Origin of the sequence: Nocardiopsis xinjiangensis YIM 90004 (assembly GCF_000341145.1) — a bacterium.
Lineage (GTDB): Bacteria > Actinomycetota > Actinomycetes > Streptosporangiales > Streptosporangiaceae > Nocardiopsis > Nocardiopsis xinjiangensis.
Map to the genome: position 1 here is coordinate 48,413 of NZ_ANBE01000018.1, position 21,848 is coordinate 70,260.

The 21,848-nt window shown below is 70.6% G+C and carries 19 protein-coding genes; 17 read left to right on the top strand and 2 right to left on the bottom strand.

Annotated features, from left to right (window positions below):
* Positions 1–47 precede the first annotated feature (47 nt).
* Entirely contained in the window at positions 48–1,307 is a 1,260-nt protein-coding gene (locus D473_RS0110770) for a heparan-alpha-glucosaminide N-acetyltransferase domain-containing protein (RefSeq protein ID WP_026126822.1), read from the top strand.
* 131 nt (positions 1,308–1,438) lie between these two features.
* Here D473_RS0110770 and D473_RS0110775 read toward each other — a convergent pair whose 3' ends face one another.
* Positions 1,439–2,122: a hypothetical protein gene (locus D473_RS0110775; RefSeq protein WP_017609080.1), complete on the bottom strand. Its 684-nt coding sequence runs from the start codon at positions 2,120–2,122 to the stop codon at positions 1,439–1,441.
* Positions 2,123–2,423: 301 nt separating this feature from the next.
* Here D473_RS0110775 and deoC point away from each other — a divergent pair, with 301 nt between their 5' ends.
* From deoC to D473_RS0110805, 6 genes are read left to right on the top strand one after another with little or no spacing between them, the layout of a single operon-like run.
* On the top strand, positions 2,424–3,371 hold the full coding sequence (gene deoC / locus D473_RS0110780; RefSeq protein ID WP_033353170.1) for a deoxyribose-phosphate aldolase: 948 nt from the start codon (positions 2,424–2,426) through the stop codon (positions 3,369–3,371).
* A gap of 5 nt (positions 3,372–3,376) precedes the next feature.
* Positions 3,377–4,813 (top strand): aldehyde dehydrogenase family protein, encoded by a 1,437-nt coding sequence (locus D473_RS0110785; protein WP_017609082.1) that lies wholly within the window; start codon positions 3,377–3,379, stop codon positions 4,811–4,813.
* Positions 4,806–5,735 carry an aldehyde dehydrogenase family protein gene (locus D473_RS0110790; protein WP_017609083.1) on the top strand — a complete coding sequence of 310 codons (930 nt, stop codon included), beginning with the start codon at positions 4,806–4,808 and terminating at the stop codon, positions 5,733–5,735. The genes D473_RS0110785 and D473_RS0110790 overlap by 8 nt, the downstream gene beginning before the upstream one ends.
* Before the next feature lie 43 nt (positions 5,736–5,778).
* Entirely contained in the window at positions 5,779–6,420 is a 642-nt protein-coding gene (locus tag D473_RS0110795; protein ID WP_017609084.1) for a GNAT family N-acetyltransferase, read from the top strand.
* Positions 6,420–7,229, top strand: coding sequence for a purine-nucleoside phosphorylase (locus D473_RS0110800; protein ID WP_017609085.1), 810 nt, complete (start codon positions 6,420–6,422; stop codon positions 7,227–7,229). The genes D473_RS0110795 and D473_RS0110800 overlap by 1 nt, the downstream gene beginning before the upstream one ends.
* Complete coding sequence (locus D473_RS0110805; RefSeq protein ID WP_017609086.1) at positions 7,226–8,884, top strand: phospho-sugar mutase; 1,659 nt, start codon at positions 7,226–7,228, stop codon at positions 8,882–8,884. The genes D473_RS0110800 and D473_RS0110805 overlap by 4 nt, the downstream gene beginning before the upstream one ends.
* Positions 8,885–8,893: 9 nt before the next feature.
* On the opposite strand, the gene D473_RS0110810 is transcribed toward D473_RS0110805, so the two are convergent.
* Positions 8,894–9,388: an Lrp/AsnC family transcriptional regulator gene (locus D473_RS0110810; protein ID WP_017609087.1), complete on the bottom strand. Its 495-nt coding sequence runs from the start codon at positions 9,386–9,388 to the stop codon at positions 8,894–8,896.
* A gap of 596 nt (positions 9,389–9,984) precedes the next feature.
* On the opposite strand from D473_RS0110810, the gene D473_RS0110815 reads away from it, so the two are divergent.
* The 10 genes from D473_RS0110815 to D473_RS0110860 all read left to right on the top strand — a co-directional run bounded on the left by D473_RS0110815 (position 9,985) and on the right by D473_RS0110860 (position 21,396).
* Positions 9,985–11,022 carry a thiamine pyrophosphate-dependent dehydrogenase E1 component subunit alpha gene (locus D473_RS0110815; protein ID WP_026126823.1) on the top strand — a complete coding sequence of 346 codons (1,038 nt, stop codon included), beginning with the start codon at positions 9,985–9,987 and terminating at the stop codon, positions 11,020–11,022.
* A complete protein-coding gene (locus D473_RS0110820) occupies positions 11,019–12,038 on the top strand; it encodes an alpha-ketoacid dehydrogenase subunit beta (protein ID WP_017609089.1) in 1,020 nt (339 codons plus the stop codon). The genes D473_RS0110815 and D473_RS0110820 overlap by 4 nt, the downstream gene beginning before the upstream one ends.
* 7 nt (positions 12,039–12,045) lie before the next feature.
* The gene (locus tag D473_RS0110825) at positions 12,046–12,387 is read left to right on the top strand and encodes a biotin/lipoyl-containing protein (RefSeq protein WP_017609090.1); all 342 of its coding nucleotides are present in this window, start codon (positions 12,046–12,048) and stop codon (positions 12,385–12,387) included.
* 158 nt (positions 12,388–12,545) lie between these two features.
* Positions 12,546–13,280, top strand: coding sequence for an alpha/beta fold hydrolase (locus tag D473_RS0110830; RefSeq protein ID WP_017609091.1), 735 nt, complete (start codon positions 12,546–12,548; stop codon positions 13,278–13,280).
* A gap of 368 nt (positions 13,281–13,648) precedes the next feature.
* Positions 13,649–14,701, top strand: a complete 1,053-nt coding sequence (locus D473_RS0110835) for a BMP family lipoprotein (RefSeq protein ID WP_017609092.1) — start codon at positions 13,649–13,651, stop codon at positions 14,699–14,701.
* 215 nt (positions 14,702–14,916) lie between these two features.
* The gene (locus tag D473_RS0110840) at positions 14,917–16,521 is read left to right on the top strand and encodes an ABC transporter ATP-binding protein (RefSeq protein ID WP_017609093.1); all 1,605 of its coding nucleotides are present in this window, start codon (positions 14,917–14,919) and stop codon (positions 16,519–16,521) included.
* On the top strand, positions 16,518–17,996 hold the full coding sequence (locus tag D473_RS0110845; RefSeq protein ID WP_017609094.1) for an ABC transporter permease: 1,479 nt from the start codon (positions 16,518–16,520) through the stop codon (positions 17,994–17,996). The genes D473_RS0110840 and D473_RS0110845 overlap by 4 nt, the downstream gene beginning before the upstream one ends.
* Positions 17,993–19,588: an ABC transporter permease gene (locus D473_RS0110850; protein ID WP_017609095.1), complete on the top strand. Its 1,596-nt coding sequence runs from the start codon at positions 17,993–17,995 to the stop codon at positions 19,586–19,588. Before D473_RS0110845 ends, D473_RS0110850 begins: the two co-directional genes overlap by 4 nt.
* Positions 19,567–19,986 (top strand): cytidine deaminase, encoded by a 420-nt coding sequence (locus D473_RS0110855; RefSeq protein WP_026126824.1) that lies wholly within the window; start codon positions 19,567–19,569, stop codon positions 19,984–19,986. The genes D473_RS0110850 and D473_RS0110855 overlap by 22 nt, the downstream gene beginning before the upstream one ends.
* A gap of 120 nt (positions 19,987–20,106) precedes the next feature.
* Positions 20,107–21,396 (top strand): thymidine phosphorylase, encoded by a 1,290-nt coding sequence (locus D473_RS0110860; protein WP_017609097.1) that lies wholly within the window; start codon positions 20,107–20,109, stop codon positions 21,394–21,396.
* Positions 21,397–21,848: the final 452 nt, after the last annotated feature.

The following is a 21,848-nucleotide window of genomic DNA, read 5'->3' on the forward strand; positions in this document are numbered from 1 at the left end:
GGCGCCTCTGGGCGCCGGGGCACGAACGTGTGCGTAGGCTGACCGGCGTGGCTGAGAACCGACCGGGCGCCCACGCCCCGAAGACACAGGAACGGACCCGCATCGACGGGATCGACGCCGCACGGGCCCTGGCCGTCCTCGGGATGTTCGTGGTCCACGTCAGCGTGGACTCGTTCGGGCTGCTCGACCCGGACGGCGCGGGGCAGGCCGTGCACGACCTGGTGCGCGGCAACTCCTCCGCGCTCTTCGCGTTCCTGGCGGGGTTGTCCCTGGCGCTGATGACCGGGCGCACGCGGCCGGTCTCCGGTGAACCCCTGCGCCTGGTGGTGGTCAAGGTGCTGACCCGGGCGCTGGTCATCGGCATGCTCGGGCTGATGCTGGATACGCTGGCGGTGCCGGTGGCCGTCATCCTCACCTACTACGCCGGGTTCTTCGTGCTCGCGTTGCCCTTGGCGAAGCTGCGGGCGGGTGCTCTGGTGTCGGTGGCCGCGGGCCTGGCTGCGGTGGGGCCGCCGTTGTCGTTCCTGTTGCGGCAGGACCTGGTGCCTCCGCGCACGCCGCAGGGTGCGGTCTCGTCGCTGTCGGAGTTCCTGCTCACCGGTTATTATCCGGCGATCACCTTCATGGTGTTCGTTTTCGCGGGGATGGCCGTGGGACGGCTGGATCTGGGCGCGACCGCGATCCGGGTGCGGCTGTTGGCGACCGGTGCCGCGCTGACCGCGTCCGGGTACGCGGGGTCCTGGGCCGCGCTGTACGTGTTCGGCGGACTGGACCGGCTCGCGCAGGGGTCCGGTTCCTCCCTCGGCTACCCGGCCTCGATCGCCGAGGACCCGCAGCTGCGGGAGAACCTGCGTGAACAGGTCATGGACGAGGCGTACTCGATCTCCGGCCAGGTCCCCACCGACTCCTGGTGGTGGTTGGCGGTCGGCACCCCGCACACCGGGACCCACTTCGAGATGGCCGAGTCCGTGGGCCAGGCCCTCCTGGTGCTGGTGGCGTGCCTGTGGCTCGCCGAGCGCGCGCGCTTCCTGATGTATCCGTTGACCTCGGTGGGGCGTATGCCGCTGACGGTCTACACCGGGCACCTGTTCGTGCTCGCCGTGGTGGTCGGTGTGCTCGGACCCATGGATTGGCACACGCCGTGGCTCCTGGAGTGGCTCGTGCTTGGCGCGGTGGTCTTCGCGGTGGCCTGGCGGCTCCTCCTCGGCCGCGGACCGCTGGAGAGGTTCTTGGGCCTGTGCGCGGACAACACCGCCCTCCTCTACCAGGAGAACCGCCGCGAACGGCACGGCCCGCCGGCTCCCTGACTCCGTCCCGGAACCCGGGGGACGCCTGCCCCCGCGCGCACAGAAGAGCGCCTGGCCGCTCGCGCACGCACCGGTGTGCGCCCGGGGCCGAGGTGTGCGCCTGCGCGGGCGCGGTCCGGGGCCTCGCGGCCTCAGCGGTCCGGACGGTGGATGTTCTCGGAGGTCCGGTCCTGGTGGGCGAGGGAGTTGGTGGTGGTGCGGGAGTTCTGCCGCATCAGACGGCGCGCGTCGTCGGCGGCCGAGCGCGCGGCCTCGGGACTGGCCACGGGGCGCTCGGAGAGCTCTACGTCCTCGGGCAGGCCCAGCTCCATGGGCAGGCCCGCGCGGCTGACCACGCGCAGCTGCGCGGCCTCCTGGGAGTGGGAGGGACGGATGTCGCCGTCGGGCGTGCGCCAGGCGGTCAGGCGGTGGCGCAGCCACGCGTCGCCGCGGTGCTCGGGGCCGGTCGGCCACACCACGTGGTCGGGCCGGTGGGCGAGTGCGTGGAGCACGTCGGCGACGGTCCATCCCGCCGAGAAGAAACGGGCGGTCTCCTCGCGCAGGAACACGAAGTCCACCCCGCGCAGGGACGGCTCCTCGCGGCGCAGGTGTTCACAGGCCCGGTGCACGTCCGCGGGGGTGTGCCGCGGGCGGTGCAGGGGGTCGGCCTCGGGGGGACGCAACAGCGTGTCGTCGACGTTGACGATGACCTCGCCGCGCCGCGTGTCCCAGATGCTCACCTCGTCGCGGGCCCATCCCTGGGACTCGGTCAGGGCCGTCGCCAACTTGCGCAGGTCGACCTGTTCGTCGTCGCTGCTGATCCGGAACTCCGCCATGCACCCAAGGGTAGTCCAGAGCTGGGAAGGGGCGTGGTCCGGTCTGGACCGGTCCTGTGCGGCGCGTCTCGCACGCGGAGCACAAGCGCCGGTTTTGAGGGGATTTCGGCGGTCTGGTTGGACGAACGCACAAGCACACGACGGGATCCGGGCTGGAGAAGAACCCAACCTTGGGGGTGTGGAGCGCAGGTGTGCTGACGGCCGCCCACCCCGGCGTTAGGGTGCTGCCTGGCGGCGTCGGACGTGGTGCACGCCACCCCGCCGGCCCGCGCCGGAGCCCCGCACACCGTCGACCCTGAAGGTGCCCGTGCCCAACACAGCATCCGTGCCCGAGGCGGTGACCGACCGAGAACTGAGGGCGTACCTGTACGGACTCCCCGGCGTGGACGAGGTCGGCGCCGCGGCCCGCGCCAAGGACCTCTCCACTCGGTCGATCAAGACCACCGCCAAGGCCCGCGCGATCGACCTGGCCATATCCATGGTCGACCTGACCACCCTGGAGGGCGCCGACACCCCGGGCAAGGTCCGGGCCATGTGCGCCAAGGCCGCCCGCCCCGACCCCGAGGACCGCACGGTGCCCTCCGTCGGCGCGGTGTGCGTCTACCCCGACCGTGTCGGGAACGCCGTGGAGGCCCTGCGCGGCACCGGCATCGGCGTCGCGTCCGTGGCCACCGCCTTCCCGTCGGGCCGCGCGCCTCTGGAGGCCAAGCTCTCCGACACCCGAGCAGCGGTCGCCGACGGCGCGAGCGAGATCGACATGGTCATCGACCGGGGCGCGTTCCTGTCCGGCGACTACCCGAAGGTGTACGAGGAGATCACCGCGGTCAAGGAGGCCTGCGGGAACACCCATCTCAAGGTCATCCTGGAGACCGGTGAGCTCTCCACCCTCGACAACGTGCGCCGCGCTTCCCACCTGGCGATCCGTGCCGGCGCCGACTTCATCAAGACCTCCACCGGCAAGGTCTCGCCCGCCGCGACCCCGCCCGTGGTGCTGGTCATGTTGGAGGCCGTCCGCGACCACCACCGCGACACCGGCCGCCACGTGGGCGTCAAACCCGCGGGCGGGATCCGCAACACCAAGGACGCGATCCGCAACCTGGTCCTGGTCAACGAGACCGCCGGACCGGACTGGCTCACCCCGGACCTGTTCCGCATCGGTGCCTCCAGCCTCCTGAACGACCTGCTCATGCAGCGCACCAGGCTGTCCACGGGCACCTATCCGGGCCCCGACCACTACACGCAGGACTGACAGACGTGGCAGAGATCTTCGAGTACGCGCCCGCGCCGGAGTCCCGCTCCGTCGTCACGCTGCGCGAGAACTACGACCTCTTCGTCGACGGCGGGTTCGTCCCTGCCGAGAGCGGCGAGAACCTGACCAGCCTGAACCCGGCCGACGAGAGCGCACTGGCCACCGTCGCCGTGGCCGGCCCCACCGACGTGGACCGTGCCGTGGCGGCGGCCCGGCACGCGCAGGAGAACGTGTGGGGCCCCATGAGCGGGGCCGAACGCGGCAAGTACCTGTTCCGGCTCGCCCGCATCCTCCAGGAACGCTCCCGCGAGCTCGCCGTCCTGGAATCGATGGACAACGGCAAACCGATCAAGGAGACCCGCGACGCCGATCTGCCCTTGGCCGCGGCGCATTTCTTCTACCACGCGGGCTGGGCCGACAAGCTCCACCACGCGGGCCTGGGCACCGACCCGCGCCCGCTCGGTGTGGCCGCCCAGGTCATCCCGTGGAACTTCCCGCTGCTCATGCTGGCGTGGAAGATCGCCCCGGCTCTGGCCACCGGCAACACCGTGGTCCTCAAACCGGCCGAGACCACACCCCTGACCGCCCTGGTCTTCGCCGAGATCTGCCAGGAGGCCGACCTGCCTCCCGGTGTGGTCAACATCCTCACCGGCGCGGGCGAGACCGGGCAGGCTCTCGTGGAACACCCGGGGGTGGACAAGGTCGCCTTCACCGGCTCCACCGACGTGGGGCGCGGCATCGCCCGCGCGGTCGCCGGCACCGACAAGCGACTGACCCTGGAACTGGGCGGCAAGGGCGCCAACATCGTCTACGACGACGCCGCCCTGGACGAGGCGGTCGAGGGCATCGTCCAGGGCATCTTCTTCAACCAGGGCCACGTGTGCTGCGCCGGGTCGCGCCTGCTCGTGCAGGAGTCGATCGCCGAGGAACTCCTGCCCCGCCTGAAGGAGCGTGTCTCCCGCATCCGTGTGGGCGACCCGCTCGACAAGAACACCGACCTGGGTGCGATCAACTCCGCCGGCCAGCTCCGCCGTATCCGCGAGGCCACCGACAGCGGAGAGGCCGAGGGTGTCGAACGCTGGTCCCCGGCCTGCGACCTGCCCACGGACGGTTACTGGTTCGCGCCCACGCTCCTGACAGGCGTCAGCCAGTCCCACCGGGTCGCCCGCGAGGAGATCTTCGGCCCGGTCCTGTCGGTGCTGACCTTCCGCACCCCCGAGGAGGCCGTGGACAAGGCCAACAACACCCCCTACGGCCTCTCCGCCGGGGTGTGGACCGAGAAGGGTTCACGCATGCTCTGGACCGCCGAGCGCCTGCGCGCCGGTGTGGTCTGGTCCAACACGTTCAACAAGCTCGACCCGACCAGCCCCTTCGGTGGTTACAAGGAATCGGGATACGGCCGCGAGGGCGGGCGGCACGGATTGGAGGCCTACCTTGGCTGAGCGGCGCACCGACGCGAAGAAGACGGCCCGGAAGGCCACACGGGCCCCGGCCCGCCTCGCGGTCCGCAAGACCTACAAGCTCTACCTGGGCGGGGCCTTCCCCCGCTCGGAATCGGGCAGGAGCTACCCCGTGACTTCCGCCGACGGAGACCACCTGGCCAACGCCTCGCTCGCCTCCCGCAAGGACGCCCGTGACGCGGTGGTCGCCGCCCGCAAGGCCTTCACCGGCTGGTCGGGCCGTACCGCCTACAACCGCGGCCAGATCCTGTACCGGGTCGCCGAGGTCATGGAGGGCCGCCGCGCCCAGTTCACCGACCAACTAGCGGTGGCCCGGGGCACCGACCGGGCCGAGGCCGAGACGATCGTCTCGGCCGCCATCGACCGCTGGGTGTACTACGCCGGCTGGACCGACAAGTTCGCCCAGGTCATCGGAGGCTCCAACCCGGTCGCGGGCCCCTACTACAACCATTCGGCGCCCGAACCGACCGGTGTGGTCGTGGTCTTCGCCCCACAGGAGGCCCCGCTCCTGGGGCTGTCCTCGGTCCTCGCCCCGGTCGTGGCCACCGGCAACACCGCAGTGGTGGTGACCTCCGAGACCGAGCCCCTGGCCGCCGTCGACCTGGCCGAGGTGCTCGCCACCTCCGACGTGCCCGGTGGGGTGATCAACCTGCTGACCGGGCGGGCCGGGGAGATCGGCCCGCACCTGGCCGCGCACGCCGACGTCGATGCCCTCGACCTGGCCGGGGCCGGGGAACACGCCACCGGCTTCGAGGAGGCCGCCGCCGAAAGCCTGACCCGGGTCCTGCGTCCCGGGCCCGAGGCCGGCGGGGATGAACGGGCCTGGCTGGACCCCGACCCGGGTACCTCGCGTATGTCACCCTTCCTGGAGACCAAGACGGTCTGGCACCCGATCGGGGTGTGAGCGTCCGCGGGCCGGTGACGGCCCGCCCGAGGGAAGGAGCGGCGTGTCGACCTCGACGACCGATACGTCGTCCGGCCAGGACGCGGGGCGGACCCCTGCCCTGCGCCTGGTCCGGTTGGACCACGACACCGACCAGACCCGGGCACTGCGCGAGGCGGTGGTGCGCCAACGGGTCGCCCCGGACCAGCGCCGGTTCGTCACCGAGGCCGTCCACACCCTGCCCCGGGCCGACACCGACCCCGACCGGACCCCGTTCGCGGTGGTGCTCGCCGGCGCCCGGCCCCGTGACCGGGCCGAAGCCCTGGACCGCTGTGCGGGGTTCGGCATCGTCGACCTGCGCGGACACCTGCGCGACCTGGTCGACACACCGGAACGGGCCGCTCTGCTGCGCGCCTACTACCTCACGCCGGAATGGCAGGGCCGCGGCATCGGACGGGCGGCCTGCTCGGCTCCGACACTCGATCCCCTGGTTGCCGAGGTCGCACCGCGAGCCACCGAGATCGTGCTGTGCGTCAACCGTGCCAACGAAGCGGGCCGACGCACCTACCTGGCCGCGGGGTTCGCCCCGACCGGCCGCGACCACCATGGCGGCCCGAACGGGCCGCAGCAGATCCTGTCCCGTCCCATGGACCCCGGGACGAGCAGGGGAGCGAACCACCGGAACGAACGAACGGAGAACACGTAGTGACCCGCACACCTCAGGCCGCCGCCGAGGAGGCCGCAGCCGCACTGCGCTCGCACACCGGTGTGGACGCCTACGACGTCGCGCTCGTCATGGGATCCGGGTGGGCCCCTGCCGCCGACCTGCTGGGCGAGTGCGAGCACGAACTGCCGGCCGCCGAGCTGCCCGGATTCCGCCCGCCCGGGGTCGAAGGCCACAGCGGCACCCTCCGCAGCATCTCCGCCGGCGACCGCCACATGCTGGCCTTCCTGGGCCGTACGCACCTGTACGAGGGCCACGGCACCGACGCCGTCGTGCACGGGGTGCGCACCGCTGTTGCTGCCGGGGCCCGCACCGTGGTGCTGACCAACGCCGCCGGCGGCATCAACCCCGGCTACTCGGTGGGCTCGCCGGTCCTGATCGCCGACCACCTCAACATGACCTCCCTCTCGCCGCTGAGCGGGGCCACCTTCGTCGACCTGTCCGAGACCTACAGCACCGAACTGCGCGGGATCGCCCGCTCGGTCGCCCCCGACCTGGCCGAGGGTGTGTACGCGGCGATGCCCGGTCCCCATTTCGAGACCCCCGCCGAGATCCGGATGCTGCGCGCCATGGGCGCCGACCTGGTCGGGATGTCCACCGTCCTGGAGGCGATCGCGGCCCGGGCCGCCGGGGCCCGCGTCCTGGGGATGTCCCTGGTCACCAACATCGCCGCCGGGCTGGAAGGGGCCGACCTCGACCACGAGAAGGTCCTGGCCACCGGTCGCGACTCCGCCGGCCGGGTCGGGCGCATGCTGGCCGACATCGTCGCCGAGATCGAGCCCGTCCGATGACCGAGACCCTCACCGCGGCCCGGACGTGGCTCGCCCAGGACCCCGATCCCCGCACCCGTGAGGAGCTGTCCGCTCTTCTGGAACAGGTGGAGGCGGACGTGCCCGAGGCCGTCGCCGACCTCGAGGACCGTTTCGGCGCCCGTCTGGAGTTCGGCACCGCCGGGCTGCGCGGTGCTCTGGGCGCGGGCCCCAACCGGATGAACCGTGTGGTGGTCATGCGTGCCGCGGCCGGACTGGGCTCCTGGCTCGGTGAGGGACCGCGCCACGTGGTGGTCGGCCACGACGCCCGGTACCGGTCCGAGGACTTCGCCGTCGACACCGCCGCCGTACTCAACGGGGCCGGGCACCGGGTCTCGGTCCTGCCGGGGGCGCTGCCCACCCCGGTGCTGGCCTTCGCGGTGCGCGAGCTGGGTGCCGACGCGGGGGTCATGGTCACCGCCAGCCACAACCCTCCCCAGGACAACGGTTACAAGGTCTACGTCGGCGGTGCGGGGGAGGACGCCGGAACCCAGATCGTCGCCCCGGCCGACGCCGAGATCTCCGCGGCCATCGACCGGGTCGGCGCCGTGGGCGCTCTGCCCCTGGGGTCGGAGTGGACCCGGTTGGGGCCGGAGATCCTGGAGCGGTACCTGGCGGCGGTCACGGCACTGACGCCGGAGGGCCCGCGGGAGGTCGGCGTCACCTACACCGCCATGCACGGCGTGGGCGGCCGGGTGCTGATCGCCGCGATGGAACGGGCCGGGTTCCCGCGTCCGACGGTCGTGGCCGAACAGTTCGAACCGGACCCGGCCTTCCCGACGGTGTCCTTCCCCAACCCGGAGGAACCGGGCGCCATGGATCTGGCCCTGCGCGAAGGGGAGGCCAACGGCACCGACGTGATCGTGGCCAACGACCCCGACGCCGACCGGCTCGCGGTGGCGGTGCCCGGGCACGGGATGCTCTCCGGTGACGAGGTCGGCGGGCTGCTGGCCGAGTACGTGCTGGACCACACCTCGGGCGAGCGCGCCGTGGCCGCTTCCATCGTCTCCTCGGCCCTGGTGGGGCACATCGCCCACGACCACGGGGCGCACTTCGACGAGACCCTGACCGGGTTCAAGTGGCTGGCGCGCGCGGGAGGGGGCCGCAAGCGGGTCTTCTCCTACGAGGAGGCGCTCGGATACTGCGTCGGCGGGGACGGGGGACGCCCGGTCGCCGACAAGGACGGGATCGGGGCGGCGCTGGTGCTGCTGGCCCTGGCGGCCTGGGCACGGCGTGACGGGCGCACGCTGCTGGACCTGCTGGACGTCCAGGCGCAGCGGTACGGCCTGCACCTGACCGAGCAGCTCTCGATGCGGGTGGCCGACCTGTCGCTGCTCACCGGGATCATGCGCCGGCTGCGGTCGGACCCGCCGGAGGCGTTCGGTCCCTTCGCGGTGGAGGGTGTGGAGGACTTCGCGGCCGGGCACGCCGAACTCCCGCCCACCGACGCGCTCCGGTTCCGGCTCGAGGGCGGGGGCCGGGTGACCTTGCGCCCCTCGGGTACCGAACCCAAGCTCAAGGCCTACGCCGAGGTGGTTCTGGACGCCGCGGACGAGATGGGTCCGATCCGCGCTCGCGGCGTTCGGGTGCTCGCCGAGGTGATGTCGTCGGTCTCGGGCCTGGTGCGCGGCCGGTGAGCGGTCGGCTCACTCGGTCTCGTCGGAAGGTTCGACCACGGGCCGGTGTACGACCTCGTCGATGACGGTGAGGGTCTGGGTGGCGGTCACCCCCGGCAGCGACTGCAGGCGGGTCAGGATGAGGTCGCGCAGCTGGTTGGTGTTGGCCACCCGGACCAGGAGCACGATGTCGGCCGAACCGACGACGTACCAGCAGTACTCCACCTCAGGGTAGGAGGAGAGCACTTCGCGGTTGGCCCGCCAGTCGGGCTGGCTGCCGGAGATGAGCACGAGCGCGGTCACGCCCAGGCCCATCTTCGTGTGGTCGGTGACCACGGAGTATCCGCGGATGACCCCGTCGTCGGTGAGGCGTTTGATGCGGTTGTAGGCGGTGGCGCGGGAGACGTTGGCCAGTGCTGCGATCTCCGTGATGCCGGTTCGCGCGTCCTTGGCGAGCGCGCTGAGGATCGTCTGGTCGGTGCTGTCGGGACGCCGACCGTTACGACGCTGGTCGCCCATGGCCATGTGCGTGCTCCTCGTGTGCTCTTGTGCTCGCGGAGGCCCCTCGCGGTCGTCATCGACGAAGGACGGGGCCAACGAACTACCAGGGGAACGATGGCTTCGTCCATCGGGGTCTCAGGTGGCGAGACGGGGCGGGGGATCGGGGGGAAGGGAGGGGAACGAGGCCGCCGGTGGGATGACGACTGTACCCGGGGTGGACACGACGAATTGGGTGGGGGTTTCCCGTACTGGCGGGTCACTACACCGCTTCGCCCTCGAATCGGCATTTTGTCTCACGGAAAGCCCCTGATCCATGACGAGTGTTCGGTTGTAGGGCTTTGTTTCCGACATCTGGCGAGCACGTCCTCCGGCCCGCACGTTTCCGTCCAGGGGCAGTGCGGCCGTTTCACGGTGTACAGGGCCGTGTGTGGTTTTTGCGGTTCATGAACAGGCGTAGTTGGACGATCGCGAACTGAAACATCGATCTCGTTCGCATGTGTATCAACTATGGACGCTTATCTACCAAAAGTGTCGAAGGCAACGCAGAATCGGGCAGGACAGTGAAGAGCCCGGCCCCGCCCACGCCACGCGTCCAGGGGCCACGTTGGGAGCCGCTACAGATGCCACAGCACGCGTCCGTGGGCCGAGGATCCATCACCGTGGACCACCTGCCCCCCGACCTCGCCCGCGAGCTCTACCGCCACATGCGTACCGCCCGCGACCTCGACACCGAGGCCATCGCGCTGCAGCGCCAAGGGATCTTTCCCGCCTACGTCTCCGTCCGCGGACAAGAGGCCGCCCAGGTGGGCAGCGCCGCCGCACTCGACCCCGCACGCGACTTCGTGTTCCCGACCTACCGCGAGATGGCCGCCGCCCAGGCCTACGGCGTCGACATGGTCGGTTACATGGCCACCCACCGAGCCCTGTGGCACGGCGGCCTGTACGACGTGGCCGCCTCCCGCTTCGGCGCCGTCAACGCCGTCGTCGGCGGCCCCGTGCCCCACGCCGTCGGATGGGCGGTCGGTGAACGCCTGCGCGGCGATGACGGGGTCGCCCTGGCCTACTTCGGCGACGGTGCCAGCTCCGAGGGCGACGTCCACGAGTCCATGAACTTCGCGGGTGTCTACGGCGCCCCCGTCGTCTTCTTCTGCCAGAACAACCAGTGGGCCCTGTCGGTGCCCAACGAACACCAGGTCGCCGGCGGATCGATCGCCGCCCGCGCCGAGGGTTACGGCATGCCCGGGGTGCTCGTGGACGGCAACGACGCCGGTGCGGTCCACCGTGCCACCGTCGAGGCGGTCGCCCACGCACGCCGCGGCGAGGGCCCCGTCCTGATCGAGGCGCTCACCTACCGCGTCGAACCCCACTCGACCTCCGACGATCCCGGCCGCTACCGCGACGGTTCCGAGACCGAACGCTGGCGCCGCCGCGACCCCCTCACCCTGCTGCGCGAGGCCGTCATCGCCGCAGGGCACGCAGAGGAGGACGCGCTGTCCGAGATCGACGAACAGGCCCGCGAGGAGGCCCGGCGGATCCGGGACGGGGTCTCCAACACACCCGAACCCGAGGGGACCGAACTGTTCACGCACGTGTTCCGGGAGACCACCGATGAGGTGGCCCGGCAGCACCGCACCTGGAAGGAAGAGGTCGAGCCGTGACCGAGCTGATCGAACACACCGCCGACACCACCACCGGGCCGGTCGTCGAACTGTCCATGCAGCAGGCCCTCAACCGGGCCCTGCACACCCTGCTGGCCGAGAACAGCGACACTCTCGTCTTCGGCGAGGACGTCGGCACCCTCGGCGGGGTCTTCCGAGTCACCGACGGCCTCCAGAAGACGTTCGGGACCGACCGCGTCTTCGACACCCCCCTGGCCGAGTCGGCCATCATGGGCATGTCCGTGGGCTTGGCGATGAACGGGTGGAGACCCGTCCCCGAACTGCAGTTCGACGGGTTCGCCTATCCGGCCCTCGACCAGATCGTCAACCAGGTCGCCCGGATGAACTACCGCACCCGCGGCGCCGTGCCCATGCCCGTCACCCTGCGTCTGCCCTCCTTCGGCGGCATCCAGGCCCCCGAACACCACGGCGAGAGCCTGGAGGCGCTCTTCGCCCACACCCCCGGGCTCAAGGTCGCGGTGCCTTCCGATCCGGGCGAGGCCTACCGCCTGCTCCTGCAGTCGGTGCGCTGCGAGGACCCGGTCGTGTTCATGGAACCCAAGGCGCGCTACTGGGACAAGCGCCCCGTGGAACTGGCCGAACCCACCGAACCCGTCGGCACCGGCCGCGTCGTGCGCCGGGGCAGCCACGGAACCCTCATCGCGTGGGGCGCCATGGTCCACCGCTGCCTCCAGGTCGCGGAGCTGGCCGCCGAGGACGGCGTCGAGCTCGAGGTCCTGGACCTGCGCTGGCTCACCCCGTTGGACACCGACGTCCTGGCCGCCTCGGTCCGGCGCACCAAACGTGCCGTGGTCGTGCACGAGGCACCCCTGACCGCCGGCCTCGGTGCCGAGGTCGCCACCCGGGTGACCGAGAACTGCTTCGGCGACCTGGCGGCCCCGGTGCAGAGGGTCACCGGTTTCGACGTCCCCTACCCGGCCGGCCCGCTCGAGCCCCAGTACCTGCCGACCATCGACCGTGTGCTGCTCGCGGTGCAGCGCACTCTGGAGTACTGATACCGACATGGCAGAAGAAACCATCACCTTCACCCTCCCCGACCTGGGCGAGGGCCTGGTCGAGGCGACCCTCCTGGACTGGGAGGTCGATGTCGGCGACCACATCGCACGCAACGCCCCCCTCGTGGAGATGGAGACCACCAAGTCTGCCGTGGTCATCCCCTCGCCCCACGACGGGCGCGTCGTCGAACTGCACGCGGTCCCCGACGAGGTCGTCCGGGTGGGCGCGCCCCTGGTGACCTTCGCGGTGGCCGCGGCGGACGGGCCCCGCGCCGGCATCGTCGGCACGGTCCCGGAGGAGGAGAGCCGACCCCGCAGGCGCGTGCGTCTCACCCCGCCCACCGAGTGAGCCCGTGCTTCCGGGGGCGCGGATCCGGTGCCCCCGGAAGCTTCTTGGAGGATACAACGAACATGATCCCGGAAAACTGCTTCTGTTCATCGGAAAATACGAACGCAAAGCGTGTCCGGTCCGGATAGTCTCCTCCCAGGAAAACGATTGAAGGATTCATGCCTGCGAATCTCACCGACGATCTCGTCATGCGTTATACGGATTTGCACCCGGGGTCCCCGGCGGGCGCGGTACCGGTGCTTCTCCTGCACGGTTTCGGAACCAACTTCGAGATGAATTGGAAATCCGCGGGGTGGGTCCAGGAACTGGGGAACGAAGGGCTGCGTGTCCTCGGTCCGGACCTGCGCGGGCACGGTGGCAGTGACAAGCCCACCGATGACGACGCCTACCTGCCCGAGCGCTTCTCCCGGGATTTCGTCGGGCTCCTCGACGAGCTGGACGTGGACCGGGTCGACGTCGTGGGGTATTCCATGGGCTCCCGCCTGGGCTGGGATCTGGCCCTGCGCGCGCCCGAGCGGGTGCGGTGCCTGGTGCTGGGCGGTTTCGGCCCGGCCGACGCCTTCGCCGGAACCGACCTGAACGCCTTGGGCGAGGGCACGACCCCCTTCGACGAGGTCTTCCGTACGGTCAGCACCCTGCCCGGCAACGACCCGGCCGCCCTCGCGGCCTGCGCGCGCGGCCAGGCGGCCCGGCCCTTCCGTCCCGAACCGGTCCCCGAGGGTGTTCCGTTCCTGTTGGCCGCCGGGTCCGAGGACGCTCTCGCCGCCGGTGCCGAGGAGCTCGCCCGTGACCGGGGCGGCAGTCACTTGGAGATCCCCGGCCGCGACCACGTCAGTGCGGTCTCCTCCCGGATCTTCCGGCAGGCCGTCGTGGACTTTCTCGTTCGGGGCTGAGCGGAGAGCCGCCATCCCGGCTGCGAGGCGCACGAGGCTGCCCCGCGTGGTTGGTCCGGTATGGACCAGCGACCCACTGGTTCAGTGAGGAACCTGTGGGTGAGTGAAACAGCGCTCCCTGTCGTCATGGCGGGTCAGAGCGTTTTCCGGTGCTTCCGGAAACCATATTGATGCTTCATCTCCCCGGCCCCGGCATGCCTTGGGTGGCCGGTCGGTAAGTCCCCGTGTCGCTTCGCTCTCGCCTTCATAACAACTCGGCCCGTCCGTTAGGTGTGGTTTATGCCACGGGATATCGTCCGGCAGCAGAACTCAGGTCGGTTCAGTGCGAATGTTCGGACTACCGAGAGCGCGAAGGGGAGAGTTCCGAAGTGAAGCGTACGAACGCAACGAAGTTCGCCGCCTTGGCAGCGGCGAGCGCACTGGCGCTGACCGCGTGCGACGACACGCAAGGCGGCGGTGGAGACGCCTCCGGCGGCGGTGACGACGCGGACACCGTCCAGGTCGGCCTCGCCTATGACGTCGGCGGCCGTGGCGACCGCTCGTTCAACGACTCGGCCTTCCGCGGCCTGGAGCGAGCCGAGGAGGAACTCGGCATCGAGAGCGCCGACTTCGAGCCGTCCGACGGTGAGTCCGACGCCGACAAGGAGGACCGCCTCAGCAACATGGCCATGGAGGGCTACGACCTCGTCATCGGGGTCGGCTTCGCCTACCAGGAGCCCATCGAGAGCGTCGCCTCCGAGTTCCCCGACGTGAACTTCGCGATCATCGACGAGGAGATCGAGGGCCACGACAACATCACCAGCCTGGTCTTCGCCGAAGAGCAGGCCTCCTTCCTGGCCGGCGCCGCCGCGACGCTGACCACCGAGGAGGACCACGTCGGTTTCGTCGGCGGTGTCGAGACCCCGCTGATCAAGAAGTTCGAAGCCGGCTATCTGGCCGGCGTCGAGCACGTGGACGACTCCGTCGAGGTCGAGGTCGACTACCTGAGCCAGCCGCCGGACATCAGCGGCTTCACCGACCCGGCCCAGGGCAGGGAGAGTGCCCAGGCCCAGCACGACCGCGGCGCCGACGTGATCTACCACGCCGCCGGGGCCTCGGGCAACGGCGTCCTCGAGGCCGTCGCCGACAACGAACTCACCTTCATCGGAGTCGACAGCGACCAGTACGAGAACGCTGACGAGGAGCAGAAGCCCTACGTGCTGACCTCGGCCATCAAACAGGTCGACGTCGCCGTCTACGACCTCATCGAGGCCAGCGTCGAGGGTGAACCCCAGAGCGGCATCCAGCGCTTCGATCTCTCCGACGGCGGCGTGGACTACACGCAGTCCAACGAGGAGGCCATCGAGCCGATCCAGGGCGAGCTCGACGAGCTCAAGCAGCAGGTCATCGACGGTGAGATCGAGGTCCCGACCGAGCCCTGAGGCCGGTTCGGCGATCACGATCCACCGTTCCATCGCGGGGAGGGGCCTCACACGGGATACCCCGCGATGTCCTGGCGAGGGCGGTACCGAAAGAGCGCGGGAAGCATGCCCCGACCCTTCGGTGCCGCCCCGACCGCCGTTTTCCGCGTTGTCGGCGTCGAAAGGCCGTGATCCGGCCCGATCCGCCCCGACCGCCGTTTTCCACGAGGAGAGAGATGAGCAGCACGCCACCGGGCGGTGGAGCCGACGCGCCCCCCGCCGTCGAGCTGCGGGGAATCACCAAACGTTTTCCCGGGGTCGTGGCCAATCACGACATCGACATCACCGTGGCTCCGGGCACCGTGCACGCCGTCGTGGGAGAGAACGGCGCAGGCAAGTCCACGCTGATGAAGACGTTGTACGGAATGCACCGGCCCGACGAGGGCGAGATCCTCGTCCGCAACGAGCCCGTACATTTCAGTAACCCCTCCGACGCCATCAAACAGGGCATCGGCATGGTCCACCAGCACTTCATGCTGGCCGACAACCTCACCGTCCTCGAGAACGTGGTCCTGGGCGCCGAGCGCCGCCACGGCATCGGCCGCAGAGCACGCGCACGCATCCTGGCACTGTCCGCCCAGTACGGGCTCGGTATCCGCCCCGACCGCCTCATGGAGGAACTGGGCGTGGGTGACCGCCAGCGCGTGGAGATCCTCAAGGTCCTCTACCGCGGAGCCGAGACCATCATCCTGGACGAACCCACCGCCGTCCTGGTGCCCCAGGAGGTCGACGAGCTCTTCGACAACCTCCGCGAGCTCAAACGCGAAGGCCTCACGGTCATCTTCATCTCGCACAAACTCGACGAGGTCCTGTCGGTGGCCGACGAGATCACCGTGATCAGGCGCGGGACCACGGTCGACACCGTCGACCCCGCGCACACCTCGGCCCGTGAACTGGCCACGCTCATGGTCGGCGGTGAACTGCCCGTCCCCGAACTGCGCGAGTCCACCGTCACCGACCATGTGGTGCTCTCCCTCCAGGGCGTCACCGTCCTCTCTCCCGAGGGCCGCCCGGTCGTCGACGACGTGTCCGTGGACGTGCACCGCGGGGAGATCGTCGGTGTGGCCGGTGTCGAGGGCAACGGCCAGTCCGAGCTCATCGAGGCCGTCATGGGCATGCAGACCCTCAGTACCGGCCGCATCCTCCTGGAGGGCGCCGACATCACCGAGTGGTCCACCCTGCGCATTCGCGAGGCCGGGGTCGGTTACATCCCCGAGGACCGCCAGCGCCACGGCATGCTGCTGGAGTCCCCGCTGTGGGAGAACCGGATCCTGGGACACCAGACCCGTGCCCCGAGCGTGCGCGGCCCCTGGCTCGACCGGTCCGGGGCCCGCGCCGACTCCGAGCGCATCGTCACCGAGTACGACGTGCGCACCCCCGGCATCGACGTCGTCGCCGACGCCCTCTCCGGCGGCAACCAGCAGAAGTTCATCATCGGCAGGGAGATGAGCGGTGAGCCGCGTTTCCTCGTGGCCGCTCACCCCACACGGGGCGTGGACGTGGGTGCCCAGTCCGCCATCTGGGAACAGCTGCGCGAGGCCCGCGCCGCCGGACTGGCCGTCCTGCTGATCTCGGCCGACCTGGACGAGCTCATCGGCATGTCCGACGCCCTGCACGTGATCCTCCGCGGCCGCCTGGTCGCCGAGGCCGACCCCACCGGCCTCACCCCCGAGCAGCTCGGCTCCGCCATGACCGGTGCCGGGCTCGACAACGCCGAAGCCACGGAAGGTGATCCCCGTGCCGACCGGACCCGCGGCGCCGAAGGCGAGGACGGAGCATGACTGAGAACGCCCCCCGCACCCTCGCCGCCCCCGTCGTCTTCGGCCTGACCCTGGCCCTGGGTGTGGTCACGACCGTGGTCCTCGACCTGGCCCTGCTCTGGTGGGCCGCCCTCCTCATCGGTGTGGGCCTGGCCTTCGTGCTGGTCGCCGCCACAGCCGCGCGCACCCGTGACGGGAGCAGCCTCGGCGCCACCGGGGCCCAGGAGGAGGGCACACCCCTGCACAAGGTGCTGGTCGCCCCCATGACGCTGGTGCTGGCCCTGGTCACGGGGCTGGCCACCGCCTGGATCCTGGACCTGCAACTCATCGCCGAGGTCGCCGTCCCCCTGGGTGCCCTGATCGGCGCCGGGCTGGCCTTCGTGCTCTTCCACCGCCTGTCCGCCATGCTCGCACTGTCCTTCGCGGCGGTCCTGGCCGCGGGTGTCCTCGCCGTCGGGGTCACCGGCGCCGTGCTCCAACTCAGCGGTATCGCCCCGATGGAGACCTTCGGGCGCATGTTGGAGTTCGGCTCCCGGCCCGACAGCATGGTGCAGATCATCAACACCTCCACCACCTACTACCTGGCCGCCGTGGCGGTGGCGATCGGCTTCAAGATGGGGCTGTTCAACATCGGCGTGGACGGCCAGTACCGGCTCGCGGCCCTGCTCGCGGCCTCGGTGGGCGGTTACCTCATGCTGCCGCCGGTCATCAGCCAGATCGTCATCATCGCCACCGCCGTCGCGGTCGGCGGTGTGTGGGCCGGTATCGCCGGATACCTCAAGGTGGCCCGGGGCGTGTCCGAGGTGATCTCCACGATCATGCTCAACTCCATCGCCACCGGCATCACCGCCTACCTGCTCAGCACCGACCGTCTCGCGGTGGAGCTGAGTACCAACAACATCGGCACCCCGCCCATGCCCGAGTCGTCGTGGGTGCCCGGCATCCCCGCCGGCTTCCTCGGCTCCGACAACGAGATCTGGGGCATGATCGTCCTGGCCGCCGTGGTCGGGTTCATGTACTGGGCGATGCTCAACCGCACCCGGTTCGGGTTCGAGCTGCGCGCCACCGGCCAGTCCAAGACGGCGGCCGAGGCCAGCGGCGTCGACGTCAAGAAGATGGTCTTCCTGTCCATGCTCTTCTCGGGCATGATCGCCGGGCTCGTGGGCCTGCCGCAGCTGCTCGGACACTCCCACCAGTACGCGCTGGACTTTCCCGCCGGTATCGGTTTCATCGGGATCGCCATCGCCCTCCTGGGCCGCAACCACCCGGTCGGCATCGTCTTCGCGGCGCTGCTGTGGTCCTTCCTCGACCAGTCGGCGGGCATCCTGCCGTTCGACGACACACCGCAGGAGATCGCCGTCATCGCCCAGGCCACCATCGTCCTCACCGTCGTCGTGGTCTACGAGGTGGTGCACCGCTGGGGCCGCGGCTACCAGCAGCAACAGATCGGTAAGCAGCTCGGCCGGACCGTCGAGTCCTCCGGGGAGGCGAAGTGAGCCAGGAACTCAACGTGAAGCCGACCGCGAAGACCCCGGCACGCCCCAAGGGGTGGGCCCGGTGGCGCTTCCTCACCCTTCTCGGCGCGGTCTTCGTGTCCCTGGCCGGTCTGCGCGTGATCACAGGCCAGGACATGCTCACCGACGCCGGGACGGTGAGCACCACCCTGGTGTTCGCGGTTCCCATCGCCCTGGCCGCCCTCGGCGGTCTGTGGGCCGAACGCGCCGGCATCATCAACATCGGTCTCGAAGGCATGATGATCCTCGGGACCTGGTTCGGCGCCTACTTCGCCTGGTCGACCGCAGACCCCTGGATCGGCATGCTCGCCGGCGTGGTCGCGGGCATGGCGGGCGGCCTCATCCATGCGGTGGCCACCGTGACCTTCGCGGTGGACCACATCGTCTCCGGTGTGGCCATCAACATCCTCATGCTCGGCGCGATGCGCTACCTGTCGATCCTGGTCTACGCGGACGTCCCCCAGGCCGGTGCCGCACAGTCCCCGGCGACCCCGGACTTCCCGACGCTGTCGCTGCCGGTGCTGCCCGACCTGCTCCAACCGGTCGCGGCGAGCGGCATCTTCGTCGTCAGCGACGCCGCGTCCTTCGTCATCGGACTGACCACGAACATGTCCGCGCTGACCTTCGTGGCGATCATGATGATCCCGCTGAGCTACCTGGTGCTGTGGAAGACCACCTTCGGTCTGCGCCTGCGGTCGGTCGGTGAGAACGCCGACGCCGCCGAGAGCCTCGGTGTGGCCGTCTACCGCCTCAAGTACACCGCAGTGATCGTCTCCGGCGGCATGGCCGGCATGGGCGGCGCCTTCCTGTCGCTGGTGGCCTCCAACATCTACCAGGAAGGCCAGACGGGCGGCCGCGGCTACATCGGTCTGGCCGCGATGATCTTCGGCAACTGGCGCCCCGGCGGACTGGCGATGGGCGCGAGCCTGTTCGGCTACACCGACGCCCTGCAGGTGCGCGGCGGCGGCGCGGCCATCCACGCGCTGCTCCTGCTCTTCGTGGCTGCCCTGTTGGCCTGGGCCGTGTGGCGTGCGCGCCGCTCCCTGATCGGCCGGGCCGGCGCTGTGGCGGCCGTGGCCGGTGCCCTGGTGTACGCGTTCGTCTCCGCCGGGCCGCCGGCCGGATTCTCGGACATCCTGCTGCCCGCCTCGGGCCTGCTCCTGCTGGTGGGCCTGCTACTGGCCCTGGTCGGTACCCGCACCTCCGAGACACCAGTCCTGGCCACGGTCGCGGTCGGGCTGGTCACGGTGGCGGCGCTGGCCTACTGGCTCGGCTCCTTCACCGCACTTCCCGCCGCGGAGACCACCACCGTCTTCGTCGCCGGCACCGTGCTCGGTGCGCTCGTCGCGCTGGTGTCGATGTGGGGCCGCAAGGAACGCACCACCGCACTGGCCACTGTGACAGTCGGCGTCGCCGCGCTCCTGCTGTTCTGGTACTTCGGGACCGACTCGCTGCCACGCGAACTGTCCACCTACAGTCCGCACATCGCGACGCTGCTGGTGCTCTCGCTGGCCTCACAGAGACTGCGGGCGCCAGCCGGTATCGGCCAACAATGGAGGGCGAACCGCTCATGAACCCCATACCGGCCCAGGTCGATTGGCAGGCGCTGCGCGGTGCTGCCCGCGAGGCCATGACCCGCGCCTACGCGCCCTACTCGCAGTACCCGGTGGGTGCCGCGGCCCTGGTCGACGACGGGCGCACCGTCACCGGCTGCAACGTGGAGAACGCCTCCTACGGGGTCGGCCTGTGCGCCGAGTGCGGGCTCGTCAGCGCCCTGCACTCCGGCGGAGGGGGACGCCTGACCGCGTTCGCCTGCGTCGACGGCCGGGGCAGCACGCTCATGCCGTGCGGGCGCTGCCGTCAGCTGCTGTACGAACACGGCGGGCCCGAGCTCCTGATAGACACCCCCGAGGGTGTGCTCACCATGAGCCAGGTCCTGCCCCAGGCCTTCGGGCCGCACGACCTGGCCTGACCCAGGAAGAACGGTGACCGTCCCCGGCCCCGGCACACGGGACCGGGGACAGCTGTGACGGAGCGCCCCACCCGGCGCCTCCACGCGACTCCACCCCGTGACGACACAGAGGAGCAGGACATGGACGTCATCGAGGTCATCCGCACCAAACGTGACGGGGAGCAGCTGAGCCCCGAGCAGATCGACTGGGTCATCGAGGCCTACACCCGGGACGAGATCGCCGAGGAACAGATGGCGGCGCTGGCCATGGCCATCTACCTGCGCGGCATGGACCGGGTCGAGGTCGCCCGCTGGACCGAGGCGATGCTCGCCTCCGGGGACCGCCTCGACTTCTCCGACCTGGCCCGCCCCACCACCGACAAACACTCCACCGGAGGGGTCGGCGACAAGATCACCCTGCCTCTGACCCCCACGGTCGCCGCCTGCGGGGCCGCCGTGCCGCAGCTGTCCGGACGCGGGCTCGGCCACACCGGTGGAACCCTCGACAAACTCGAATCGATCTCCGGCTGGCGGGCCGGGCTCACCCTCACAGAGATGCGCGGGGTCCTGGAGTCCACCGGCGGGGTCATCTGCGCCGCCGGCACCGGTCTGGCCCCCGCCGACCGCAAGCTCTACGCGCTGCGCGACGTCACCGGCACCGTCGAATCCATCCCGCTCATCGCCGCCTCCATCATGAGCAAGAAACTCGCCGAAGGCACCGGATCGCTCGTGCTGGACGTCAAGGTCGGCTCGGGTGCGTTCATGAAAGACCTCGGCTCGGCCCGTGAACTCGCCCGCACCATGGTCGACATCGGGACCGACCACGGGGTGCGCACCAGCGCCCTGATCACCGACATGGCCGCCCCGCTCGGCCGTACGGTCGGCAACGCCCTGGAGGTCGCCGAGGCGGTCGAGGTGCTCTCCGGGGGAGGCCCCGCCGACATCGTGGAGCTGACCCTCGCACTGGCCCGGGAGATGCTCGCCTCGGCCGGGCTCACCCCCGGAGCCGGCGGCGTGAAGGACCCGGCCGACGCCCTCGCCGACGGCAGCGCCCTGGCCACCTGGAAGGAACTCGTGCGTGCCCAGGGCGGTGACCCCGACGCGCCGCTGCCCGAGGCGGCCGAACACCGCGTGGTCCTGGCCCCCACCTCCGGCGTGCTCACCCGCCTGGACGCCTACCAGGTCGGACTGGCCGCCTGGCGTCTGGGCGCCGGGCGCGAGCGCAAGGAGGACCCGGTCTCGGCCGGCGCCGGGGTGAGCCTGCACGCCGAACCGGGCGGCCAGGTCTCGGCGGGGGAACCGCTGTTCACCCTGCACGCCGACGAACCCGAGCGGTTCGACCGCGCCGCCCAGGCCCTGGCAGGTTCCTACGAGATCGCCGACGACCCCGGCTTCGGGCCCGGACCCCTGGTGATCGACCGCATCGGCTGACCCGGAACCGGGTCGGGGGTAGGGGGCCGGGGCCTGTGGTTGGTGTGGGGTGGTGTTCGTCGGAGCGTCGAGCTTAGCCCGGCCGGGGCTTCCCGCAACCCGCTTCGGCGCCACCCCACACCCTCGGGACCTGCCCAAAGGTGCGGCGTTGTGCGGGGTCGGTGTGGGGCGCCTCGGGGTGTGCGGTCCACCCCTTGACGCCGGGCTGTTGCGCTCTCGCCGCCGAACACCTACCGGCCGGCCCCCTCATCCGGCCGAAGAAGTGGGGGTGCCAACTACCAAACCCCCTGTGGTAGCGGCATTGCGACCAACGGTCGAGGCGTGTGCGTGGTGGTTCGCTCCTGCGGAAGCAACTACGGGCCCCGGCACTCCCGGTGACGGCGTTGAGGCCGGGGGCGAGTGGCGTGTGCGCTCCTCTGGAAAGGCTTCGGGCTCCGCCCGAGCATTGACAG

Bases quoted from the DNA above. Each gene is read 5' to 3' on its own strand.
- D473_RS0110775 (WP_017609080.1), bottom strand. From the start codon at position 2,122: ATGGCGGAGTTCCGGATCAGCAGCGACGACGAACAGGTCGACCTGCGC.
- D473_RS0110805 (WP_017609086.1), top strand. From the start codon at position 7,226: ATGACCGAGACCCTCACCGCGGCCCGGACGTGGCTCGCCCAGGACCCC.
- D473_RS0110810 (WP_017609087.1), bottom strand. From the start codon at position 9,388: ATGGCCATGGGCGACCAGCGTCGTAACGGTCGGCGTCCCGACAGCACC.
- D473_RS0110815 (WP_026126823.1), top strand. From the start codon at position 9,985: ATGCCACAGCACGCGTCCGTGGGCCGAGGATCCATCACCGTGGACCAC.
- D473_RS0110825 (WP_017609090.1), top strand. From the start codon at position 12,046: ATGGCAGAAGAAACCATCACCTTCACCCTCCCCGACCTGGGCGAGGGC.
- D473_RS0110830 (WP_017609091.1), top strand. From the start codon at position 12,546: ATGCCTGCGAATCTCACCGACGATCTCGTCATGCGTTATACGGATTTG.
- D473_RS0110840 (WP_017609093.1), top strand. From the start codon at position 14,917: ATGAGCAGCACGCCACCGGGCGGTGGAGCCGACGCGCCCCCCGCCGTC.
- D473_RS0110845 (WP_017609094.1), top strand. From the start codon at position 16,518: ATGACTGAGAACGCCCCCCGCACCCTCGCCGCCCCCGTCGTCTTCGGC.
- D473_RS0110855 (WP_026126824.1), top strand. From the start codon at position 19,567: ATGGAGGGCGAACCGCTCATGAACCCCATACCGGCCCAGGTCGATTGG.
- D473_RS0110860 (WP_017609097.1), top strand. From the start codon at position 20,107: ATGGACGTCATCGAGGTCATCCGCACCAAACGTGACGGGGAGCAGCTG.